This is a genomic window from Streptomyces sp. NPDC014870 (assembly GCF_043081505.1).
GTDB lineage: Bacteria > Actinomycetota > Actinomycetes > Streptomycetales > Streptomycetaceae > Streptomyces.
The window spans coordinates 664781-684122 of the sequence record NZ_JBIBWQ010000004.1 but is presented as its reverse complement, the minus strand read 5'-3'; the positions used below and the strand labels follow the sequence as shown (position 1 = coordinate 684122).

Below are 19342 nucleotides of genomic sequence, written 5' to 3'. Positions count from 1 at the left end.
GCACGCTGTTGAGTTCTCAAGGAACGGACGCTTCCTTCGTACTCACCCTCTCGGGCTTTCCTCCGGGCTTTTCCCTTCGGTCTTTCGTGTTTCCAACCTTACCAGATCCTTTTCCGTTCCGTTTCCGGTTCGGAGTTTGTTTCCGGTGGCCTGTTGGCTGCCTTTGCCTTTCGGCGTGTTCACTACTTTAGCCGAATTCCCCGGCGACTCATAATCGAGCCTTTCGGAACAGATTTCGGCATGCCGAAAACCGCACCCGTCGGGGTTCGTCGTAGGTAGTGGATGGCCGCTCCGAGGTGCTTGAACAAGCACTGCCCGTTTCAAGCGGCTCGCCTACGTTAGGCGTCCGAAGCACCCGAGTCAAGTCGGGTCAAGAGGACCTCTTGCGTGGCGTGTGGGCGCGGTAGGGGCTCACCGTCGGGTCCTCGTCGATCCAGAAGCGCCACGGGTGGGGGGCGCCGTCCCCTCCTACTCCTGTGCGCGGGCCGTTGCGGACCTGGTCAGGGGCGGGTGGGGTGCCGGTGAGGAGCGAGAGCGGGGAGTTCGGGCCGGCGCAGGTGTCCGTGCCGTTGAGGGAGAGGGAGACGTCGAGGGCCGTCGCGAGGCGAGCGGGGCCTTTGGCGAGTTCCGTGTCGTACCGGGCCGAGAGTCGTCGGGTGCGGGCCTCCTCCATCCCGGTCAGGACGCGGCCCGCGCGCAACAGGACTCCGCTCGCCTGGCCCTCGGCACCGTACACCAGGTTGAGGCAGTGCCACATGCCGTAGGTAACTCACTAGGCATGTATGTCGTTGGTCCGGCAGCATCGGCAAAGCGACGACAAGCAGGAGACAGGTAGTGCGAGCGATCATCTACGCCAGGCTCAGCCCCACCCCGAGGGGCGAGGAATCCAAGGGTGGGAACCTGACACAACAGGTCGAGCTGAGTCAGGCGCTGTGCGACCGGAAGAGCTGGTCAGTCGTAGCCACGATCGTTGAGAAGGACACCTCGGCTTCGACAAAGCGGGGAACCAAGCGGAGCGCCGAGTGGGAGCGCGTCAAGGCTCTGGTGGAGGACGGCAAGGCAGACGCCATCGTGTCCCGCCACTACGACCGTATGTACCGCACCCCCTGGGATCTTGAAGACCTGGTGGATCTGGCCGAGGCGACCGGCGTCACGCTGGCCGCCGCACAGGCGCAGGGAGTGCTCGACCTGTCCACGCCGTCCGGCCGTCTCGCTGCTCGCATCGGAGCTGTGGTGGCTCGCAACGAGACCGAGATGCGAGTCGAGCGTCAGGTACTCGGACACCAGCGACGCAGGGAGTCGGGGAGGCCCTTCTGGAGTACTCGCCCCTTCGGCTTCGAGCGGGACGGCAGGCACCGGGAATCAGAGGCGGAAGCCCTGCGGCAGGCGTACCGGGATGTCCTGGCCGGCGTCACCCTCTGGTCCATCGCGAAGGACTGGAACACGCGCGGACTGCTCTCGCCGCACGGCAAGGAGTGGCGCAGCTCGAACCTTCGGGTCGTCCTCCTGAAGCCGAGGAACGCAGGAATCCAGACGTACTCGCAGTGGGTCGAGAAGCCGGACGGGATGCGCGTGCGGCGGACCGAGGAGACAGGGGCGGGCAACTGGGAGGCGATCGTCTCCGAGGGCATATTCCGTGCCCTGGTCCGCCACCTGAGCGACCCCGAGCGCAACACGGGCGGCGGCGGCAAGCGCAAGGCCCTGTTGTCCGGCGTGGTCCGCTGCTCGAAGTGTCAGGCCGTCGTCACTCAAGGGTGGAGCAAGAAGAACGCGGCGGGAGAGCGGTACCGCATCTACACCTGTTCGGGTGGCCGGTGCATCACCTGCCCGGCCGACCCGCTGGACTCCTTCGTGGTCAGGAAGGTCATCGACAGGGCCGAGGAGTGGAACGCGGCACCGGCCACGGATGCCGCAGACGAGGAGCGAGAGACCGAACTGCTGGCCGAGGAGACTGCCGCGTCCGAGAGGCGCACGGCCCTGGCGGAGATGTTCGCCGTAGGGGACATCGACGCGTCGACCCTGCGGACGGGCATCGGCAGGTGTGACGCGGAGCTGACCAAGATCCGGGCCGAGCTGGCAGACATGGCATCGCAGCGTGTGCGCGTCGACCTGGGCGACATCGAGTACCTGTGGGAGGAACTGGACTACGAGGACCCCGACCGTATCGACTACGTGCGGACTGTCGTCATGCAGGTCTGCGAGCGAGTCGAGCTGATGCCGCGCGGTCGAGGGGTCCGGTCCTTCAAGGGCGAGCACTGTCGGATCACGTTCCGGAACCCCTGAGATCCGCTCCTGAGAGCTGAGCCGGCGGTCGCGCTCAACGAGTACACGCCCTGTCTGACGAAAGTCGGGCAGGGCCCTTCGCCATGGTCGGCGAGGGAGGGGCCGGACATCCCTCAGATCATCTGTGCCCCCTCTCTCTCCTCAGTTCATGCAACAACGTGCATGAGTCACGTCCGTGCATGGACGGCTATGAGTGGCCCCCGTACGGTCGTCTCAGGCGGCCCAACCGGGCTGGCAGGTCAAGGGGGTTCCGCATGGCACGCGAAGAACTGACTCGGCTCACTGGCAACGGCAACGGCAACGGCACGTGTGGAGAGGATGACTGCCCGAACGTCTACCGCACCGCGTCCGGCTCCATCGTGGTTCAGGGCGACGTGTCCGACGCCTTCACTCCCCCGCAGGGGGAAGGGCTCGTGGAGATCCCCGAGAGTGTTCTTCGGGAGGCCGTTCGTGCTCTTGGATGGTGAGGAGTGGCGGGCGATGCTCCGCGGCTTCCAGTCGGAAGCGTGGCGGCTGGAGACCCTGCCCCAGTACCTCGTACCGCAGGAGTCGGACGAACTCGCAGCCTTCAGGGCAGGCAAGCGCGTCGACCCGGACACCTACTCGTCGGCGTACACGGAAGACCTGAAGCGGCTGCGCGGCGAGGGAAGGAGCAAGGGGCGAGTGCACGTCCTGACTCGACCGCTCTCCGAGTACCTGCGCTTCGAGTTCTCCCGGTACTACGCCCCGCACGTGCTCGCCGGGGAGGACATCCGCATCCTTGACGTGACCGAGCGAGAGAACCCGTTGCCGGACGTCGAGGACTTCTGGATGTTCGACCGCTCGACCGTCGTTCTCATGAAGTACGAGGACGACGGAACGCAGATCGGCCGGGAGCTGTACGAGGGTGACCCTGCGCCGTTCGTCGAGTGGCAGCGCATCGCCGTTGCCGAGTCGGTTCCCTTCCTGGAGTACGCGGAGCGCGTGACGGAGTGACGTTCGAAGCTGAGCAGCTTGGCGAGTCCGGTACCGAACTCGCCTCTCTGCTCCGGGATCTGCGCAAGCGAGCCGGCCTCTCAGGGGACCGGCTCGCAGCGCGCTGCAACATGTCCCAGTCGAAGGTGTCCCGTATCGAGAACGGCCGGACGCGGCCGTCCCTGGTCGACGTCGAGCAGATCTTGCGAGCGCTGGACGCTCCGCCGAGTCTGGTCGCCGAGGTCTCCGCCCTCGCCAGGATGGCGAACACCGAGTGGCGGAACCTACGAGAACTTCGACGCAAGGGGCTCGGCACGAGACAGGCCGAGCTGAAGTCGCTCGAAGCGTCCTCCACGCACATGCGCTACTTCCTGCTCTCGATGGTTACCGGGCTGCTCGCAACACCGGAGTACGTGCGGGCGAGCCTGGCTCACTCGACGGCCGATACGAGCAAGGCCGTAGCGGGGAAGCTCGGACGGCAGGCCGTCCTCTACGACGCCTCGAAGCGGTTCACGTTCGTTCTGACCGAGCAGGCGGTTCGCTGGCCGGTTGTCTCCCCGCTGGCACTGGCCGAGCAGATGGACCGTCTGGCCTCCCTGTCCTACCTCCCGAACGTTCAGATCGGGGTGATCCCCGTAGGGGCACCGACGCCCCGAACTCCTCTGAGTACGTTCACCGTCTACGACGCCGCGCTGGTCACCATCGAGACGACGGCGGGAAGTCTCGTACTCCGCGACGGCCGAGATGTTCAGGCGTACCTGACGGAGTTCGCCGGGTACGAGGAATACGCCCTCTTCGGCGAAGACCTCCGGGCACGGCTCGCCGAGTGGTCCGCCGCTTGCCGTGCATGACTTCAGTCGACTACGCGACTGAAGCGCCATCCCGTACGCACCCCGGGGGATCATCCTTCGGCAAGCGAAAAGTCGGGAGGTCGCACGGATGAGCACACCCAAGACGACGATGGACGGGCCGGTATACGTGACCCTTCCCTCTGCGCCGCCCGACCCTGTGTCGGGTTGTCGTGATTGCCTTCGGTACGCGGTGGCTCGCGCGAACGCCACGTCGGTCGGGGATCACTCACAGGTGTCGGACGCGAACGTGGGCTTGCGGGCTCACCTCCGGAACGAACACCAGGGGCGCTGATGGCGCGCACGATCCTGCGGTTCGTGACGCACCGGATCACGCAGCATCCGGACACGGACGTGACCTTCGAGGCGGAGTGCCTGCACTGCAAGTGGAAGGCGGAGCCCTCGACGGACAGTGCGACGGTCGACGTCGAGTGCATGAGTCACACCGGCCTGAGCAACCATCGCGGGTTCCGGCGGATCTGCACGGCGTTCGCCATGGTGGTGCGTACCGAGCCGGACAGACGACAAGAGCCCCCGGCGTAGAGCCGAGGGCCTGTCTGCACTGCTGCGCTGCTGTCTCAGGTGCGCTCTCCCAGGTGTCGGTACAGCGTGGCGCGGGAGACGCCGAGGGCCTTGGCGATGGCGCTGACGCTCTCTCCCCTGGCCTGCCTGGCACGAGCCACGGTGAGTACGTCCTCGTCCACCACGGACGGACGGCCGCCGGTACGGCCCTGGGCCTTGGCTGCGTCGAGTCCGGCGCGGGTGCGCTCCTTGATGAGGCTGCGCTCGAACTCGGCCATGGCTCCGACCACCTGAAGCATGAGACGGCCGTCCGCCGTACCGGAGTCGATGTTGGCCAGTGCACCCGTGAGCACCTTGAACCCGATACCGCGCTCTCGAAGGGTGTCGACCATGGTCACAAGGTCGATCAACGACCGAGCGAATCGGTCGAGCTTCCACACGCACAGGGTGTCGCCAGGTCTGGCGTAGTCCAGTGCGGCCGTGAGCTCTGGTCGGTTGGTGTTCTTGCCGGACGCCTTGTCCTCGAAGATCCGAGCGCACCCTGCGGCCGTCAGTGCGTCCCGCTGCAACTGCGCTTCCTGGTCATCGGTCGAGACGCGGGCGTAACCGATGAGCTGCCCCGGGGACGTGGTGATCTCTGCCATGGCGAGACTGTCTCAGAACTCATCTCAAAAGATCAAGCCCGAGATGGAAGTTTCAAGACGGGTTTTGAACAGGGTTGCGCCCCCGCAGAGGGCTCCCAGCCTCTCGTCTCACAAACCTTGGTTTTCGAGACGGCCCTACCTGGTCACGCTGCGCCATGCTCGACGGCCAGCAGCGTGGGAGTGAGGCGACGGCAAGGGGGTGGGGTATGACCCCCTGACGGGTCCTTGCTCGACCGCCATGTCTTGGCAGCCAAGATTCCGCCACGGTTTCAGGGTCGGTCCGCCTGCACGCAGACCGCCACTGCGGGAGCGTACGACCTGGTCGCAGCCTTGCCCTGCCCTTGCTGGCGGCGGCGGAAGGCTGCAAGGAACAGGGCCTTACGGCTGTGGCTGTGGGGCGCGGCAGCGCCCCCTGGTCTCGCTGGCTTGCTCCTGGCGGCCCCTTCCGGGGCCGCACTGCCGTAGACCACGTGCGACTGTGGCGGCCGGAAGGCCGCCCCCTGCCGCTTCTCTCTTCGCCGGTGAGGCTTGGCGCTTCGACCCCAAGGGGCCGCCCTACTGCTGACCACTTCCGCCTGTGCCGACCTACCGGCCGCCCCTCCGCTACTCCTTGCGAGTGTTGCCGATGGCTTACCAAGAAGATTAAGAAGGGCAGCACATCACCGCAGGTCACAACCCTGCCCTTACAGGTGTCGCATGTCGTTGGCTGCCCGATCGGCACGCCTCACGTGTCGCGGGCATGCCTGATCGACACGTCCCGCCTGTGAGCTACGGCCGGAACCTCTTGGCCTTGCGTATGCCGTGCTCATCGCAGGTTGTGTCCCCGATGCCCTTCTGGAAGTGAAACACCGGGAGTATGAGGCACCGGCGGTTGGACTCCGTCTCGATGAAGCCCCACCCCTTCGCCTTGCGCACATGGTTGTTCAAAGCGTTGTTGCTGGGCACCTTGCCGTCCCTGTCGGCAAGGATCCTGTTCAGCTCATCCGGCGGGAACTCCGCGTGCCCGATCTGGTTGGCCCATCCCATGGCCGCGTACTCGACGCGGTGGGCGTAGTCGAAGCGTGGATCGCGTGCCCGCCGCTTGTACTGCTCTTGAGACACAGCGGCGAAGTCGCCTTCGAACTGAAACGGAGACGTCCCACTGGGCAGTCCCTTCCTGTGAGGCGCACACGGGTGCGCCAGTGACCCCCGCCGGATGGCGGGACATGTGCCTCCCTTTCGTTGCGGGGGTGGACCGTGCACGGATGGCGCGATCTCTTCACAGGTGGACGCTCAAGCCCTTCGGGTCTGAACTCGGCCTCGTGCGGTCGGGAGCGACGGCGGCGACCTGGCCAGGCATCTTATGCTAGCGACCCACTGTGCTCCAGTCGGCGGGGGCAGGCGGCACCGTACGGCCTGCGGCGTGTTCGCCGAGGCGCCGGGTCAGTTCCGGCAGATCGTAGGCAGGGAAGCTGACCTGTAGGAGGCGCAGCCCGAAGTCCGACGGCTCGTCCCCCTGAAACATCGCGGCGTCCATCGGCTTGATCTTCACGTCCCAGGCGTCGGGGGCGGCCCAGTGGGTCATTCGCACGTAGAACGCGTCTCGCGGTCCGGCATTTGCGACGGCCGAAAGGAAGGCGAGTCCGCTGTCCACCGGGAAGTCAATGAGCATCCAGCCGCGGCGGGACCCCACCCACTCCGCCATGTGCGGCAACTTCACCGGCCAGTCCGCGTTGCTCTCGGCCAGGTCCTGGCAGCAGGTGAACGTGTCGATGCCACACTCCCAGATCGCCTGGATAGCGGGCGCGAGCTGCTCGTCGATCTGGGCCTGGAGGTTGCCCACCCGGACGAGAACGGTGGGATGCGTTCCTTCGTAAGACGTCATCGGAGGAGCATAGAAGCGGAGTACGACATCGGAACCGGCGGGCCACCGCCGGCAGTCACTCGACCGGCCAGGGACGCGTCACGGGCCGCGCTCGCGGACGATCACGCATCGCCTGGCCCAACCTCCGCACCGACTCACCGGCGGGCCGTCAGCAAGGCGCACAGCGCGTCAGGCGCCGGTGGTCGGTTTGACTCGCGGGCTCAATCGGTATGCCGAGACCGTCGGATCACCGGCGAGGTAGAACCGGTGTTGCCAGTCGTGGGCCTTGCTCACGCCTACCCGAGGACCAACCCGGATGAGCGCGGCAGGTACCGGCTCGCCCTCGGAGAGCATGACCGAGGTGCCTGTCAGGAGGTCTGCGCCGTTGTGCTCTGCCGTGATGCCGAGTGCCTGGCCGACGTTCCCCGGACCTCGGGCAAGACGTGGGCTCTCGACCCTCTCCCCTCGCCGCTTGCGCGCCAGGTCTTCGCCCTCGATGACCCTGCCTGCGCGGATGAGGACACCCGAGGCGATGCCATCCGTACCGGTGACGACGTTGGCGCACCAGTGGAGTCCGTGGGACCGGTAGACGTAGAGGTGCCCTGCGGGCCCGAACATGGTGGCGTTGCGGGCAGTCCGGCCCCGGTAGGCATGGGAAGCTGGGTCAGCCGTGCCGGAGTAGGCCTCGGTTTCCGTAATGGCGATGCTCACAGTCCCCTCGGGGGTCTTGCAGGTGAGGACGCATCCGAGCAGCTTGGGGGCGACCTCTTCAGCGGGATGGGAGAGGAGATCAACGTTCATGCTGACTGCCTTGACATGCCGTAGGTGAAGTAGACGTAGGCGTGTCCCGGCGGGCCGAACATGACCGCGTTGCGGGCGGTGCGGCCGCGGAAGGCGTGCGAGCCGGGGTCGATCGCGCCGGCGTACGCCTCCACCTCCGTGAGGCGGAGCTCGATGCGCCCTGTGGGTGACGTACGGACGAGAGTGCGGCCGAGGAGATCGGGGGCGACCTCCAGGACGGGGCGGTCGAAGAAGGTCCGCGGGAGCGGCGTACGGTCGGGGCTCTCGCTCATGGCGTCCGAGCGTACGGGGAACCGGCTACGGTCGTCGCGCGTATGTAGAGGTCAAGGCCAAGCAGGTCCAAGAGGGAGTGTTCATGGGATTCAAGAAGCTGCTCGCGAGCCTGGGTGCCGGCGGCGCGTCCGTGGAGACGGTGCTCACCGAGGAGAACGTCGTTCCCGGTGGTGTGGTCCAGGGCGAGGTGCGGATCCAGGGCGGTTCGGTCGATCAGCAGATCGAGGGGCTGTCCGTCGGGCTGCAGGCGCGGGTCGAGGTCGAGGGCAACGACCAGGAGATCAAGCAGGACATCGAGTTCGTCAAGGTCCGGCTCGGCGGTGCCTTCACGGTTCAGGCCGGTGCCGTGCACGTGGTGCCGTTCGGTTTCGAGATTCCCTGGGAGACGCCGGTCACGGCCATCGCGGGTCAGCAGCTGCGCGGCATGAACATCGGTGTGACCACCGAGCTGGAGATCGCCCGTGCGGTGGACTCCGGCGACCTGGACCCGATCAACGTGCACCCGCTGCCGGCGCAGCAGGCGATCCTGGACGCCTTCATCCAGCTGGGCTTCCGCTTCAAGAGCGCCGACATGGAGCGCGGGCACATCCGCGGTACCCGGCAGAAGCTGCCGTTCTACCAGGAGATCGAGTTCTTCCCGCCGCAGCAGTACCGCGGGCTCAACCAGGTCGAGGTCAGCTTCGTCGCGGACGACCGTGAGATGGACGTCGTCCTGGAGATGGACAAGAAGCCGGGGCTCTTCAGCGAGAGCAGCGACTCGTTCCGGGCCTTCAAGGTCGGTCTGAACGACTTCCACACGACCGACTGGGCCGCGTACCTCAACCAGTGGCTCGCCGACGTCGGTGGCAAGCGCAACTGGCTCTAGGCTCGGCCTCGTACAGCAGGTCTGGCGATTTCGGAGGTACGGACGTGGCCGAGGGGAAGAGGGCGCCGCTCCCTCATGACTTCCATCCGCCCGTGCCGGCGTTCACCGTGGTGAGCGACGACATCGTGCCGGGCGGAGTGCTGAAGGACGCGCAGGTGTACGCCGAGGGGAACACCTCGCCGCAGCTGCGGTGGGAGGGGTTCCCGGCGGAGGCGAAGAGCTTCGCCGTGACCTGCTTCGATCCGGACGCGCCGACGGGCAGCGGGTTCTGGCACTGGGTGCTGTTCGACATCCCGGTGTCCGTCACCGAGCTGCCGGTCGGGGCGGGGTCGGGATCGTTCCCGGGGCTGCCGGCCGGTGCCGTGCACGTCCGTAACGACTACGGCTCGCGGGACTTCGGGGGTGCCGCTCCCCCGGCCGGAGACGGTCCGCACCGGTACGTCTTCACCGTGTTCGCCGTGGACCGGGAGAAGCTCGGTCCGGACGCCGACGCCTCGCCCGCGGCGGTCGGTTTCCATCTGCGGTTCCACGCGCTGGCGCGTGCCCAGCTGATCGGCGAGTACGAGATCCCCGCGTAGCGGTCCGCACGTGGCTCAGCTGAGCGTTCGTCTGTTGTTTGCCCGCTTCTGGTCTTGGAGAGATCAGAAGCGGGCATCTTTCGTTGCACGGTAATTGCGTTGTCCAACCCGGCGCGCCCGGCCACAGTTGATCCAAGCCTGGAGCCCCGCAACGGGGCTGGGCCGGCACACGGGAGGTGGGCACAATGCGGGACACGCTGGTACTGAACGCGAGCTTCGAGCCGCTGTCGACGGTCACACTCAACCGTGCGGTGGTGCTTGTCCTCCAGGACAAGGCCGTCGTCGAGCAGGAGCATCCCGAGCTGCGTATGCGTGGTGCCGCTGTCGACATTCCCGTGCCGCGGGTCATCAGGCTCTGCCGCTACGTCCGGGTGCCGTTCCGAAGACAGGCTCCGTGGTCGAGGCGGGGTGTGCTGGTCAGGGACCAGCACCGGTGCGCGTACTGCGGGCGGCGGGCGACGACCGTGGACCACGTCGTGCCGCGGGCGCAGGGTGGTGGGGACAGCTGGCTGAACACGGTGGCGTCCTGCGCCGAGGACAACCACCGCAAGGCCGACCGTACGCCGGAGCAGGCGGGGATGCCGCTGCTGCACGAGCCGTTCGTGCCGACGCCGGCGGACGCGATGCTGCTGGCCATGCGGGCCGGTGAGCGGTCCGAGCTGCCGGAGTGGCTGGCCGGTTCGGCGGCGTGACCCCGTAGGGGTGTGAGGTGCGGGCCCGTCTCCCTGGGTGGGAGCGGGCCCGTTGTCGTCAGCGGAGCAGGAGCTGGACGATGGCGACCGTGCCGATGGCGACGATGACGCCGCGCAGGACCGTGGGCGGGAGGCGGCGGCCGACCTTGGCGCCGATCTGGCCGCCGATGGCGGAGCCGACGGCGATCAGGACGACGGCGGTCCAGTCGAACTCGGCGACGAAGAGGAAGAAGAGCGCGGCGATGCTGTTGACGATCGCGGCGAGGACGTTCTTGACGGCGTTGAGGCGCTGCAGGCTGTCCGCGAGGAGCATGCCCATCAGGGCGAGGTAGATGATGCCCTGGGCGGCGGTGAAGTAGCCGCCGTAGACGCTCGCGAGGAGCAGTCCGGTCATGAGGAGCGGGCCGCCGTCGGGGTCGCCCTCCTTGCCGTCGCGTGCGCGGCGGTCCTGGACGGCCTTGGAGAGTCGGGGCTGGAGGATGACCAGGAGCAGGGCGAGGGCGACGAGGACGGGGACGATGGTCTCGAACGCCCGGGGCGGGAGCATCAGCAGGAGGACGGCTCCGCCGAGTCCGCCGATCGCGGCGACGGTGCCGAGGCGCAGGACGCGGCGGCGCTGGCCCTTGAGTTCCTCGCGGTAGCCGATGGCTCCGCTGATGGAGCCGGGGATGAGGCCGAGGGCGTTGGAGACGGTTGCGGTCACCGGAGGGAGTCCGGTGAGGAGGAGGACGGGGAACGTGATGAGCGTTCCCGATCCGACGATCGTGTTGATGGTGCCGGCTCCGATGCCGGCCGCGAAGACTGCCAGGACTTCCCAGATGGACAACGCCATCTCCTTACAGGATCAGTGGCTCGCCTCCCCGCCCTGACGTCCGCCGGGGTCGAGGGGCTCGCACCGATCATGCACGATTACGTGTACGTGTCAGTCAACCGGGGGTGCTTCGCGGCGTTCGGTCTCACTGCCGTTGCGGCTGCCCGGCACCGCTCCGGTGTTGAAGCCGGGCGTGCCGCCGCCGAGGTTGCCGAAGGCGCCGGAGAGGCCCTTGAGGGCGTCGCCGATCTCGCTGGGCACGATCCAGAGCTTGTTTGCGTCGCCCTCGGCGATCTTCGGGAGCATCTGGAGGTACTGGTACGAGAGCAGCTTCTGGTCCGGGTCACCGGCGTGGATGGCCTCGAAGACCGTACGGACGGCCTGGGCCTCGCCCTCGGCGCGCAGGGCGGCGGCCTTGGCCTCGCCCTCGGCGCGGAGGATCGCGGACTGCTTCTCGCCCTCGGCGGTGAGGATCTGGGACTGGCGGATGCCCTCGGCGGTGAGGATCGCGGCGCGCTTGTCGCGGTCGGCGCGCATCTGCTTCTCCATCGAGTCCTGGATGGAGGTCGGGGGCTCGATGGCCTTGAGCTCGACGCGGTTGACGCGGATGCCCCACTTGCCGGTGGCCTCGTCGAGGACGCCGCGCAGGGCTGCGTTGATCTCCTCGCGGGAGGTGAGGGTCCGTTCCAGGTCCATTCCGCCGATGATGTTGCGCAGGGTGGTGACGGTGAGCTGCTCGATGGCCTGGATGTAGCTGGCGACCTCGTAGGTCGCGGCGCGGGCGTCGGTCACCTGGTAGTAGATGACGGTGTCGATGTTGACGACCAGGTTGTCCTGGGTGATCACCGGCTGGGGCGGGAAGGGGACGACCTGCTCGCGGAGGTCGATCCGGTTGCGGATCGAGTCGATGAACGGGACGACGATGTTCAGGCCCGCGTTGAGCGTGCGGGTGTAGCGGCCGAAGCGTTCGACGATCGCGGCGCTCGCCTGCGGGATGACCTGGATCGTCTTGATCAGGGCGATGAAGACAAGCACCACCAGAATGATCAGGACGATGATGATGGCTGACATCGTGTTCCCTGTGCCCTTCGCTGCCGGTTCGCTGGTGGGTGTGCCGGATGTGCCGGGTCGATCCGAGTTGATCCGAGTGATCTGCTTGATCTGCTTGATCTGCTTGATCTGCTTGATCTGCTTGATCTGATGATCGAGTTTCCCAGAACGCGGGCCGTGGTGGGGGACGTTCGGGCAAGAGACGCGAGGGTCACATGACCACGGCGGTCGCTCCGTCGATCTCGACCACGTCGACCTGGTCGCCCGGTTCGAAGCTCTGTCCGGCGTCGAGCGCGCGCGCCGACCAGACCTCGCCGGCGAGCTTGATGCGGCCACCGCCGCCGTCGACCCTTTCCAGGACGACCGCCTGACGGCCCTTCAGGGCGTCGATGCCGGTGGCGTGCCGGGGTGGCCCGTTGCGGTGCCGGGCCGCGATGGGGCGGACCACGGCGAGCAGCGCGACGGAGACGACCACGAAGACGATCACCTGCGCGACGATCCCGAAGCCGAGCGCCGCGGTCACGGCTCCGGCGATCGCTCCGACGGAGAACATGCCGAACTCGGGCATCGCGGTGAGGACGAGCGGAATGCCCAGTCCCACGGCGCCGATCAGCCACCAGACCCATGCGTCGATGTCCACATGGTCATGGTAGGCCGGTGGGGTGGAGTCGGACAGGGCGCAGAGCTGTGCGGTCTCGGCTACCGGGTTCCGACTCCCTTGCGATTGCTGCTACTTCAGCGGCAGGCCCTGGGCGGTGTAGCGGTCGCCGTTGCGCTCGACGACGAGCGGGAGGCCGAAGCAGAGGGAGAGGTTGCGGGAGGTGAGCTCGGTCTCCATCGGGCCCGCGGCGAGCACCTTGCCCTGACGGATCATCAGGACGTGCGTGAAGCCGGGCGCGATCTCCTCGACGTGGTGCGTGACCATGATCATGGAGGGGGCGTACGGGTCGCGGGCGAGCCGGCCGAGGCGGCGGACGAGGTCCTCGCGGCCGCCGAGGTCGAGACCGGCGGCGGGCTCGTCGAGGAGCAGGAGCTCGGGGTCGGTCATCATCGCGCGGGCGATCAGGGTGCGCTTGCGCTCGCCCTCGGAGAGGGTCCCGAACTTGCGCTCCAGGTACTCGGTCATGCCGAGGCGGTCGAGGAAGGCGCGGGCGCGCTGCTCGTCGACGGCGTCGTAGTCCTCGTGCCAGGTGGCGGTCATGCCGTACGCGGCGGTGAGGACGGTCTGGAGCACGGTCTGGCGCTTGGGGAGCTTCTCGGCCATGGCGATGCCGGCCATGCCGATGCGGGGGCGGAGGTCGAAGACGTCGACCTTGCCGAGCTGCTCGTCGAGGATCTTCGCGGAGCCCTTGGTGGGGAAGAGGTAGCTGGAGGCGATGTTGAGGAGGGTGGTCTTGCCGGCGCCGTTGGGGCCGAGGATGACCCAGCGCTCGCCCTCCTTGACCGACCAGGAGACATCGTCCACCAGAGCCCGTCCGTCGCGGACCACGGATACGTCCACCAGCTCCAGTACATCGCTCATGAGCGCGTTGTCTCCCCTTGCGGTCGAGTCGTGTCGTCGCCTTGCACCGGTGGGCGCGGCGTCCAGGGAAAACCTACGCCACTGCCGGAGCGGGCCAGTCCTTAGGTCCGGATACTTCCCTGTAACGGCGCGGGGAGGTCCTGGGGCGCCCCTACGCTGGGGGCATGCTTTCGGAACCACGCTCAGGACGGCTGGCCGCTTGGGGCAATGCCCTGTTGGCCGGATCGGTGTCGCCGGACGACGCGGCGCTGGCCATTGTCGGGGACGACGCGGTGCACCGCGTGGAGGGGCTCCCGGGCGAGGCGGGGCCGGTCGGCCTGACCCTCGCGCTCGGGCGGCTGCGGCGGCTCGGGGTGACCGGGTGGCGCGTGGCGCTGCCGGCGCCGGGGCATCCGCTGGGGCTGAGCGGGCCGCCGGACTTCAACGCGCGGGCGCTGGAGGCGGAGGAGGCGGTGGTCGGTTTCGGCGCGCCGTACGGCCTGGTGCCGGAGGTCACGGAGGCGGGTCCGGCGGGTGACGTGCACGTCGAGGTGGTCTGGCGGTGCCTGACCGTGCGGGAGGCGCCGCCGGCGGACGTGCCGTCGCTCGGTGAGGCGGAGCGTGAGCTGGCGGAGGCGCTGCGCGAGGCGACGGCCGTCCTGACCAAGCTGGACGTGGCGGCCTCGGGCCCGATGGCGGAGACGGCGCGGGACGCGTACCGGGCGCGGGCGGAGGCGGGGCGCGAGGTACTGGCCCCTGGCTATCCGGCGCGGGCGGTACGGGTCCTGGAGCTGGCCCAGCGGATCGGCCTGCTGATCGACCTTGCCTACGACCACGGCCACGGGGGCGCGGTGAGCGCCTCGGAGATGGCGGCGCGTGGGGCTGCGTTGCGGCCGGTGGAGCGGGTGGCCCGGAGAGCGCAGGTGGCCGCGTACAACGCGTACGTGGAGGAGCGGGAACGCGAGCGCTGACCGACCGGGGCCGTCGGAGGCGGTCAGGGGGCGGGGGCGTCGGTGGCCGGGAAGCGTGGCGTGCGTCGGTCGGTTTCGGTCGCTTGCGAGCGCGGCGGGCTGGGCATGGAGCAGCCCGACCGCCGGGGGATCGTCCGGGGCCGGGCTGGGCGGTGGGGCGTCAGTGGTTGACGGAGCCGTTGCCGAACGCCGGGTTGAGCAGGCCGATCACGTTGACCGTGTTGCCGGTGGCGTTCACCGGGATGTGGACCGGGACCTGCACGAGGTTGCCGGAGCCGACGCCCGGCGAGTTGAGGGCCTTGCCGTCCGCGTCCGCGCCGTGCGCGGAGGCGACACCCGCACCGGCGGCGACGATGCCGCCCGCGACGAGGGTGAGGGCAGCGGCCTTCTTCAGGTTGTTCACTTCAGGATCCTCCTGGTCTTCGCTGCGGCCGGGCGGCGCAGCACGCCATGGAGAACGCCCCCGCGCTCGCCGGGTTGCGCCGAACGGGGGACATACACCCGACGGTATGACGATGGGAACGGGGGTGCCCCTCCTGCGCCCCTTCCGTCACGGCCGTCCCACTCGTCACACCCGTCCCGGCCGTCGCATCCGTGGCGTCCGTCTCAGCGGCTCAGGCCGTGCCGTACCGCCCACAGCGCCGCCTGCGTACGGTCCGCCAGGTCGAGCTTCATCAGGATGTTCGAGACATGGGTCTTGACCGTCTTCTCCGAGAGGACCAGCGCGCGGGCGATCTCCCGGTTCGACCGGCCGTCGGCGATCAGGCCGAGCACCTCCTGCTCCCGCTCCGTGAGCGTGCTGCCGCGCCCCGTGCCGCCGTGGCCCTCCTCCTGGGAGAGCAGCGCCGTCGCCACCTCCGGCTGGAGCAGCACATGGCCCGCGTGGACGGAGCGGATCGCGCCGGCCAGGGCGTCCGGGTCCACGTCCTTGTAGACGTACCCCGTGGCGCCGGCGCGCAGGGCGGGGACGACCGTGCGCTGCTCGGTGAAGCTGGTGACGATCAGGACCTTCGCCGGGTTCGCCAGTTCGCGGAGCTTGCGCAGCGCCTCGATGCCGTCCATGCCCGGCATCTTGACGTCCATCAGGATCACGTCGGGCCGCAGCTCCTCGGCCCGCGCGACGCCCTCGGCTCCGTCGGAGGCCTCCCCGACGACCTCTATGCCGTCCTGGACCTCCAGAAAGGTCCGCAGGCCGCGCCGGACCACCTGGTGGTCGTCGACGAGCAGGACGCGGATGACGGTGTCAGCCACCGGGAACCTCCATCTCGATCGTGGTGCCTCGGCCCGCCTCCGACGTCACGGTGAGGGAGCCGCCGACGCCGCCCGCCCGGTCCCGCATGGAGACCAGGCCGAGGTGCCGGCCCGCCCGGCGGACCGTGCGGGGGTCGAAGCCCTTGCCGTCGTCGGCGACGGTGAGCAGGGCGCCCTGGCCGTGCCGGACCAGGGAGACGCAGACCCGCTCCGGCTCCCCGTGCCGCAGCGCGTTGTGCAGGGCCTCCTGGGCGACCCGGAGCATCGCCTCCTCCTGGGCGGCCGGCAGGGCCCGCACCCCGGAGCTCTCGAACGTGACCCGGGCGGTGTGGGCCCGGTCCAGGACCTGGATCTGCGTGCGCAGCGTGTGGACCAGGCCGTCCTCGTCGAGCGCGGCGGGGCGCAGCTCGACGACGGCGGCGCGCAGCTCGTCGGCGGCCTCGGCGGCGAGCGCGGCGACCTGCTGGAGCTCGCCCTTGGCGCGGGCCGGGTCGCGGTCGACGAGGGCGGCGGCGGCCTGGGCGGTGAGCCGGAGCGAGAAGAGCTTCTGGCTGACCGCGTCGTGCAGCTCGTGGGCGAGCCGCGAGCGCTCCTCGGCGATGGTGAGCTCCCGGCTCCGCTCGTAGAGCCGGGCGTTGGTCAGGGCGATCGCGGCGTGCTGGGCGAGGATCGAGAGCAGTTCCTCGTCCTGCTCGGTGAAGCCGCAGCCGCCCTCCGGCTTGGGGCAGCGCTTGTTGGCGAGGAAGAGGGCGCCGATGGTCTCCTCGCCGTCCTGGATGGGCAGGCCGAGGAAGTCGGACATGTCCGGGTGGGCGGACGGCCAGCCCTCGAAGCGGGGGTCCTGGCGGACGTCGGCGAGACGCTCGGGCTCGGCCTTGTGGAGCATCGCCGCGAGGATGCCGTGCTGGCGGGGCAGCGGGCCGATCGCCCGCCACTGCTCGTCGCTGACGCCGTCCACGACGAACTGGGCGAAGCCGCCGTGGTCGTCCGGGACGCCCAGCGCCGCGTACTCCGCGTCGAGGAGCTCGCGGGCAGAGGCCACGATCGTCTTGAGGACGTCGCGCACCTCCAGATGGCGGCTCATCTCCAGGAGCGCGGTGCTCACGGCGGCGAGGCCGGAACTCGGTCGGTGACTCATGGATCAACCGTACCGGTGGGTTGTGACAGTCCGTATCCGTCCGGGGACGGCGCTCTCCTAGGACCACCGGACTAGGCCGAAGTGCCTTGTCCGGTCGGGGCCCGCGGCCGAGGCGACGGCCGGTGGGGCGGTCGGAGGCTGGAGCCATCGCCTCGTCGAGCACTCGAGAGGCGGGACGACCGAAGCGGGACGAGAGCAGGACGAGAGGGGATGGCTGTCATGAGCGTCGCGATCATCACGGGGGCGTCGAAGGGGCTTGGGCGGGCGCTCGCGGGGGCGCTGGCCGAGCGGGGCTGGGACCTGGTGCTCGACGCACGGACGGGGCCGGTGCTCCAGGAGAGCGCGGCGGCGGCACGCGCGCGTGGGGCGCGGGTCGTGGCGCTGCCCGGGGACGTGACCGACGCGGGGCACCGCCGGGCTCTGGTGGCGGCCGCGCGGGAGCTGGGCGGGCTCGATCTGCTGGTGAGCAACGCGAGCGCGCTGGGGGCCGAGCCGTTGGTGCGTCTCGAGGCGCTGGCGCCGGACGGCCTGCGAGCGGCCCTGGAGACCAATGTGGTGGCCGCGCTGGGCCTCGTACAGGAGGCGTTGCCGCTGCTGCGGGAGAGCGGGGCGGGGACGGTGGTGGCGGTGAGTTCGGACGCGGCGGCAGAGGCGTACGAGACGTGGGGCGGTTACGGGGCGTCGAAGGCGGCGCTCGACCAGTTGGCGGCGGTGCTGGCCGTCGAGGAGCCGGCGCTGCGGGTGTGGGCGGTGGACCCGGGGGACATGGCGACGGATCTGTACGCGGCGGCCGTCCCCGGCGACGAGGACCCGCGGCCGGCTCCGGAGTCGGTGGTGCCGGGGTTCCTGGCGCTGCTCGACGCCCGGCCCGCCAGCGGGCGGTACGCGGCGGCGGAGCTCGTGCCGGTCGGGGCTGCCGGGGCTCTCGGGGCTCTCGGGGCGGAGGGCGGCCGGTGAGCGTCCTGGAGACCCTCGGGGTGCCCGCGGAGCTGTCGGCGCGGGTGCCGGCCGAGCAGCGCGGCGCGGGGCGGGGCCGGGACGATGTGCGGCTGCTGGTGTCGCGGGGCACGGAGGTGTCGCACCACGCCTTCCGCGAGCTGCCGGAGCGGCTGCGGGCCGGGGACGTGCTGGTCGTGAACACGAGCGCGACGCTGCCGGCCGCGGTGACCGGGCGGCTCGGCGCGGAGGGCGGCGGGGAGCCGGTCGTCGTGCACTTCTCGACGCGCGGGGAGGACGGTCGCTGGGCGGTCGAGCTGAGGGCGCCGGACGGGCGGGGCAGTACCCGGCCGCGGCCGGGCGGTCCGGCCGGGGCGGTCGTACGGCTGCCGGGAGGGGTTGGTCTCGTCCTGGACGGGCCGCTGGCCCCGGGGGCGGCCCGGCTGTGGTGGGCGCGGGTGGACACGGCCGTACCGGCGCTGCTCGCGCGGTACGGGCGGCCGATCCGCTACGGGTACACGGAGCGGGACCAGCCGCTGTCCGCGTACCAGACGGTCTTCGCGCTGCCCTCCCCCGACGGCGCGGGCTCCGCGGAGATGCCGAGCGCGGGACGGCCCTTCACGGCGCGGCTCGTGACGGAGCTGGTGAGCCGAGGGGTGCAGTTCGCCCCGCTCACCCTGCATACGGGGGTGGCCTCGGCGGAGGCGCACGAGCCGCCGTACCCGGAGCGGTTCGCGGTGCCTGAGGCCACGGCGCGGCTCGTGAACGCGGCCAGGGCGGGCGGGGGCCGGGCGATCGCCGTGGGGACGACGGCGGTGCGGGCGCTGGAGTCGGCGGCGGACGAGCGGGGCGTGGTGCGGGCCGCGGCCGGGTGGACGGACCTGGTGGTGACCCCGGGGCGCGGGGTGCGAGCGGTGGACGGGCTGCTGACCGGGCTGCACGAGCCGCGGGCCTCGCATCTGCTGATGCTGGAGGCGATCGCCGGGCGGCCCGCCCTGGACCGCGCCTATACCGAGGCCGTACGCGCGCTCTACCTCTGGCACGAGTTCGGCGACGTCCATCTCCTCCTCCCGGAGGAGGGCCCTCACTGAGCGCATTGCGCGAGCAACGGCTGGTGAGTTCGTTACGTGCCCGATGTGAGCCCGCGCATAGGACCCAGGTCACTTACGAAGACCCCTAGTGGTTCCGAAACGGGCAGATGGGGACTGTACGGACGGGTCCCGGGAGGGTTTCGGTGGGCCGTGCACGGGCCCCTGATCCACTACCCGGGATCGTACGTCACACCTTTGCCACAGGATTTTGCTGCCGCTAAGAATTGCGTCCGTCGCCGCCGAGCAGGCGCAGCGCCGCCCCGGCCTGAGCGACCCCCTGCGATTCGAAG

General features: G+C 69.5%; 22 protein-coding genes and 2 pseudogenes. 11 read left to right on the top strand and 13 right to left on the bottom strand.

Features of this window, described 5'->3' with window-relative positions:
- Nucleotides 1–370: 370 nt before the first annotated feature.
- Nucleotides 371–766 (bottom strand): annotated as a pseudogene (locus tag ACF09C_RS15645) (DNA-3-methyladenine glycosylase); the annotation flags it as partial.
- 68 nt (nucleotides 767–834) lie between these two features.
- Between ACF09C_RS15645 and ACF09C_RS15640 the strand changes: the two are divergent.
- From ACF09C_RS15640 to ACF09C_RS15620, 5 genes are all read left to right on the top strand, one after another.
- A complete protein-coding gene (locus tag ACF09C_RS15640; protein WP_392091990.1) occupies nucleotides 835–2283 on the top strand; it encodes a recombinase family protein in 1449 nt (482 codons plus the stop codon).
- A 254-nt stretch (nucleotides 2284–2537) separates the two neighbouring features.
- Nucleotides 2538–2750, top strand: a complete 213-nt coding sequence (locus ACF09C_RS15635; protein WP_285537448.1) for a hypothetical protein — start codon at nucleotides 2538–2540, stop codon at nucleotides 2748–2750.
- Entirely contained in the window at nucleotides 2734–3258 is a 525-nt protein-coding gene (locus tag ACF09C_RS15630; protein ID WP_392091989.1) for a DUF6879 family protein, read from the top strand. Before ACF09C_RS15635 ends, ACF09C_RS15630 begins: the two co-directional genes overlap by 17 nt.
- Nucleotides 3255–4088 carry a helix-turn-helix domain-containing protein gene (locus ACF09C_RS15625; protein ID WP_392091988.1) on the top strand — a complete coding sequence of 278 codons (834 nt, stop codon included), beginning with the start codon at nucleotides 3255–3257 and terminating at the stop codon, nucleotides 4086–4088. Before ACF09C_RS15630 ends, ACF09C_RS15625 begins: the two co-directional genes overlap by 4 nt.
- A gap of 291 nt (nucleotides 4089–4379) precedes the next feature.
- A complete protein-coding gene (locus ACF09C_RS15620) occupies nucleotides 4380–4628 on the top strand; it encodes a hypothetical protein (protein WP_392091987.1) in 249 nt (82 codons plus the stop codon).
- Nucleotides 4629–4663: 35 nt separating this feature from the next.
- Here the strand turns inward: ACF09C_RS15620 and ACF09C_RS15615 are convergent, their stop codons facing one another.
- The 5 genes and pseudogenes from ACF09C_RS15615 to ACF09C_RS15595 form a co-directional block, all read right to left on the bottom strand.
- Nucleotides 4664–5251, bottom strand: coding sequence for a recombinase family protein (locus ACF09C_RS15615; RefSeq protein WP_392091986.1), 588 nt, complete (start codon nucleotides 5249–5251; stop codon nucleotides 4664–4666).
- Nucleotides 5252–6019: 768 nt separating this feature from the next.
- Nucleotides 6020–6352 carry a hypothetical protein gene (locus tag ACF09C_RS15610; protein WP_392091985.1) on the bottom strand — a complete coding sequence of 111 codons (333 nt, stop codon included), beginning with the start codon at nucleotides 6350–6352 and terminating at the stop codon, nucleotides 6020–6022.
- A gap of 244 nt (nucleotides 6353–6596) precedes the next feature.
- Nucleotides 6597–7115, bottom strand: a complete 519-nt coding sequence (locus ACF09C_RS15605) for a hypothetical protein (RefSeq protein ID WP_392091984.1) — start codon at nucleotides 7113–7115, stop codon at nucleotides 6597–6599.
- 168 nt (nucleotides 7116–7283) lie between these two features.
- Entirely contained in the window at nucleotides 7284–7895 is a 612-nt protein-coding gene (locus ACF09C_RS15600; RefSeq protein ID WP_392091983.1) for a DNA-3-methyladenine glycosylase, read from the bottom strand.
- 14 nt (nucleotides 7896–7909) lie between these two features.
- Nucleotides 7910–8167 (bottom strand): annotated as a pseudogene (locus ACF09C_RS15595) (DNA-3-methyladenine glycosylase); the annotation flags it as partial.
- 83 nt (nucleotides 8168–8250) lie between these two features.
- Between ACF09C_RS15595 and ACF09C_RS15590 the strand changes: the two are divergent.
- From ACF09C_RS15590 to ACF09C_RS15580, 3 genes are all read left to right on the top strand, one after another.
- Nucleotides 8251–9033: a sporulation protein gene (locus ACF09C_RS15590; protein WP_392091982.1), complete on the top strand. Its 783-nt coding sequence runs from the start codon at nucleotides 8251–8253 to the stop codon at nucleotides 9031–9033.
- A 44-nt stretch (nucleotides 9034–9077) separates the two neighbouring features.
- Nucleotides 9078–9611, top strand: coding sequence for a YbhB/YbcL family Raf kinase inhibitor-like protein (locus tag ACF09C_RS15585; RefSeq protein WP_392091981.1), 534 nt, complete (start codon nucleotides 9078–9080; stop codon nucleotides 9609–9611).
- A gap of 185 nt (nucleotides 9612–9796) precedes the next feature.
- Nucleotides 9797–10303: an HNH endonuclease gene (locus tag ACF09C_RS15580; protein ID WP_362425804.1), complete on the top strand. Its 507-nt coding sequence runs from the start codon at nucleotides 9797–9799 to the stop codon at nucleotides 10301–10303.
- Nucleotides 10304–10361: 58 nt separating this feature from the next.
- Here the strand turns inward: ACF09C_RS15580 and ACF09C_RS15575 are convergent, their stop codons facing one another.
- The 4 genes from ACF09C_RS15575 to ACF09C_RS15560 form a co-directional block, all read right to left on the bottom strand.
- On the bottom strand, nucleotides 10362–11129 hold the full coding sequence (locus tag ACF09C_RS15575) for a sulfite exporter TauE/SafE family protein (protein WP_362425807.1): 768 nt from the start codon (nucleotides 11127–11129) through the stop codon (nucleotides 10362–10364).
- A gap of 96 nt (nucleotides 11130–11225) precedes the next feature.
- A complete protein-coding gene (locus tag ACF09C_RS15570) occupies nucleotides 11226–12185 on the bottom strand; it encodes an SPFH domain-containing protein (protein ID WP_392091980.1) in 960 nt (319 codons plus the stop codon).
- A gap of 190 nt (nucleotides 12186–12375) precedes the next feature.
- Nucleotides 12376–12804 carry an NfeD family protein gene (locus tag ACF09C_RS15565; protein WP_392091979.1) on the bottom strand — a complete coding sequence of 143 codons (429 nt, stop codon included), beginning with the start codon at nucleotides 12802–12804 and terminating at the stop codon, nucleotides 12376–12378.
- A 90-nt stretch (nucleotides 12805–12894) separates the two neighbouring features.
- On the bottom strand, nucleotides 12895–13686 hold the full coding sequence (locus ACF09C_RS15560) for an ABC transporter ATP-binding protein (RefSeq protein WP_392091978.1): 792 nt from the start codon (nucleotides 13684–13686) through the stop codon (nucleotides 12895–12897).
- Between the two features lie 164 nt (nucleotides 13687–13850).
- Between ACF09C_RS15560 and ACF09C_RS15555 the strand changes: the two genes are divergently transcribed.
- Entirely contained in the window at nucleotides 13851–14636 is a 786-nt protein-coding gene (locus tag ACF09C_RS15555) for a hypothetical protein (RefSeq protein WP_392091977.1), read from the top strand.
- 160 nt (nucleotides 14637–14796) lie between these two features.
- Here the strand turns inward: ACF09C_RS15555 and ACF09C_RS15550 are convergent, their stop codons facing one another.
- The 3 genes from ACF09C_RS15550 to ACF09C_RS15540 all read right to left on the bottom strand — a co-directional run bounded on the left by ACF09C_RS15550 (nucleotide 14797) and on the right by ACF09C_RS15540 (nucleotide 17025).
- The gene (locus ACF09C_RS15550; protein WP_362425822.1) at nucleotides 14797–15039 is read right to left on the bottom strand and encodes a chaplin; all 243 of its coding nucleotides are present in this window, start codon (nucleotides 15037–15039) and stop codon (nucleotides 14797–14799) included.
- A 203-nt stretch (nucleotides 15040–15242) separates the two neighbouring features.
- Nucleotides 15243–15887 carry a response regulator gene (locus tag ACF09C_RS15545; RefSeq protein ID WP_392091976.1) on the bottom strand — a complete coding sequence of 215 codons (645 nt, stop codon included), beginning with the start codon at nucleotides 15885–15887 and terminating at the stop codon, nucleotides 15243–15245.
- The gene (locus tag ACF09C_RS15540) at nucleotides 15880–17025 is read right to left on the bottom strand and encodes a GAF domain-containing sensor histidine kinase (protein WP_392091975.1); all 1146 of its coding nucleotides are present in this window, start codon (nucleotides 17023–17025) and stop codon (nucleotides 15880–15882) included. Before ACF09C_RS15540 ends, ACF09C_RS15545 begins: the two co-directional genes overlap by 8 nt.
- 219 nt (nucleotides 17026–17244) lie before the next feature.
- Between ACF09C_RS15540 and ACF09C_RS15535 the strand changes: the two genes are divergently transcribed.
- Together ACF09C_RS15535 and ACF09C_RS15530 are read left to right on the top strand one after the other, a co-directional pair.
- A complete protein-coding gene (locus ACF09C_RS15535) occupies nucleotides 17245–17982 on the top strand; it encodes an SDR family NAD(P)-dependent oxidoreductase (protein ID WP_392091974.1) in 738 nt (245 codons plus the stop codon).
- On the top strand, nucleotides 17979–19052 hold the full coding sequence (locus ACF09C_RS15530) for an S-adenosylmethionine:tRNA ribosyltransferase-isomerase (RefSeq protein WP_392091973.1): 1074 nt from the start codon (nucleotides 17979–17981) through the stop codon (nucleotides 19050–19052). The genes ACF09C_RS15535 and ACF09C_RS15530 overlap by 4 nt, the downstream gene beginning before the upstream one ends.
- Nucleotides 19053–19342 lie beyond the last annotated feature (290 nt).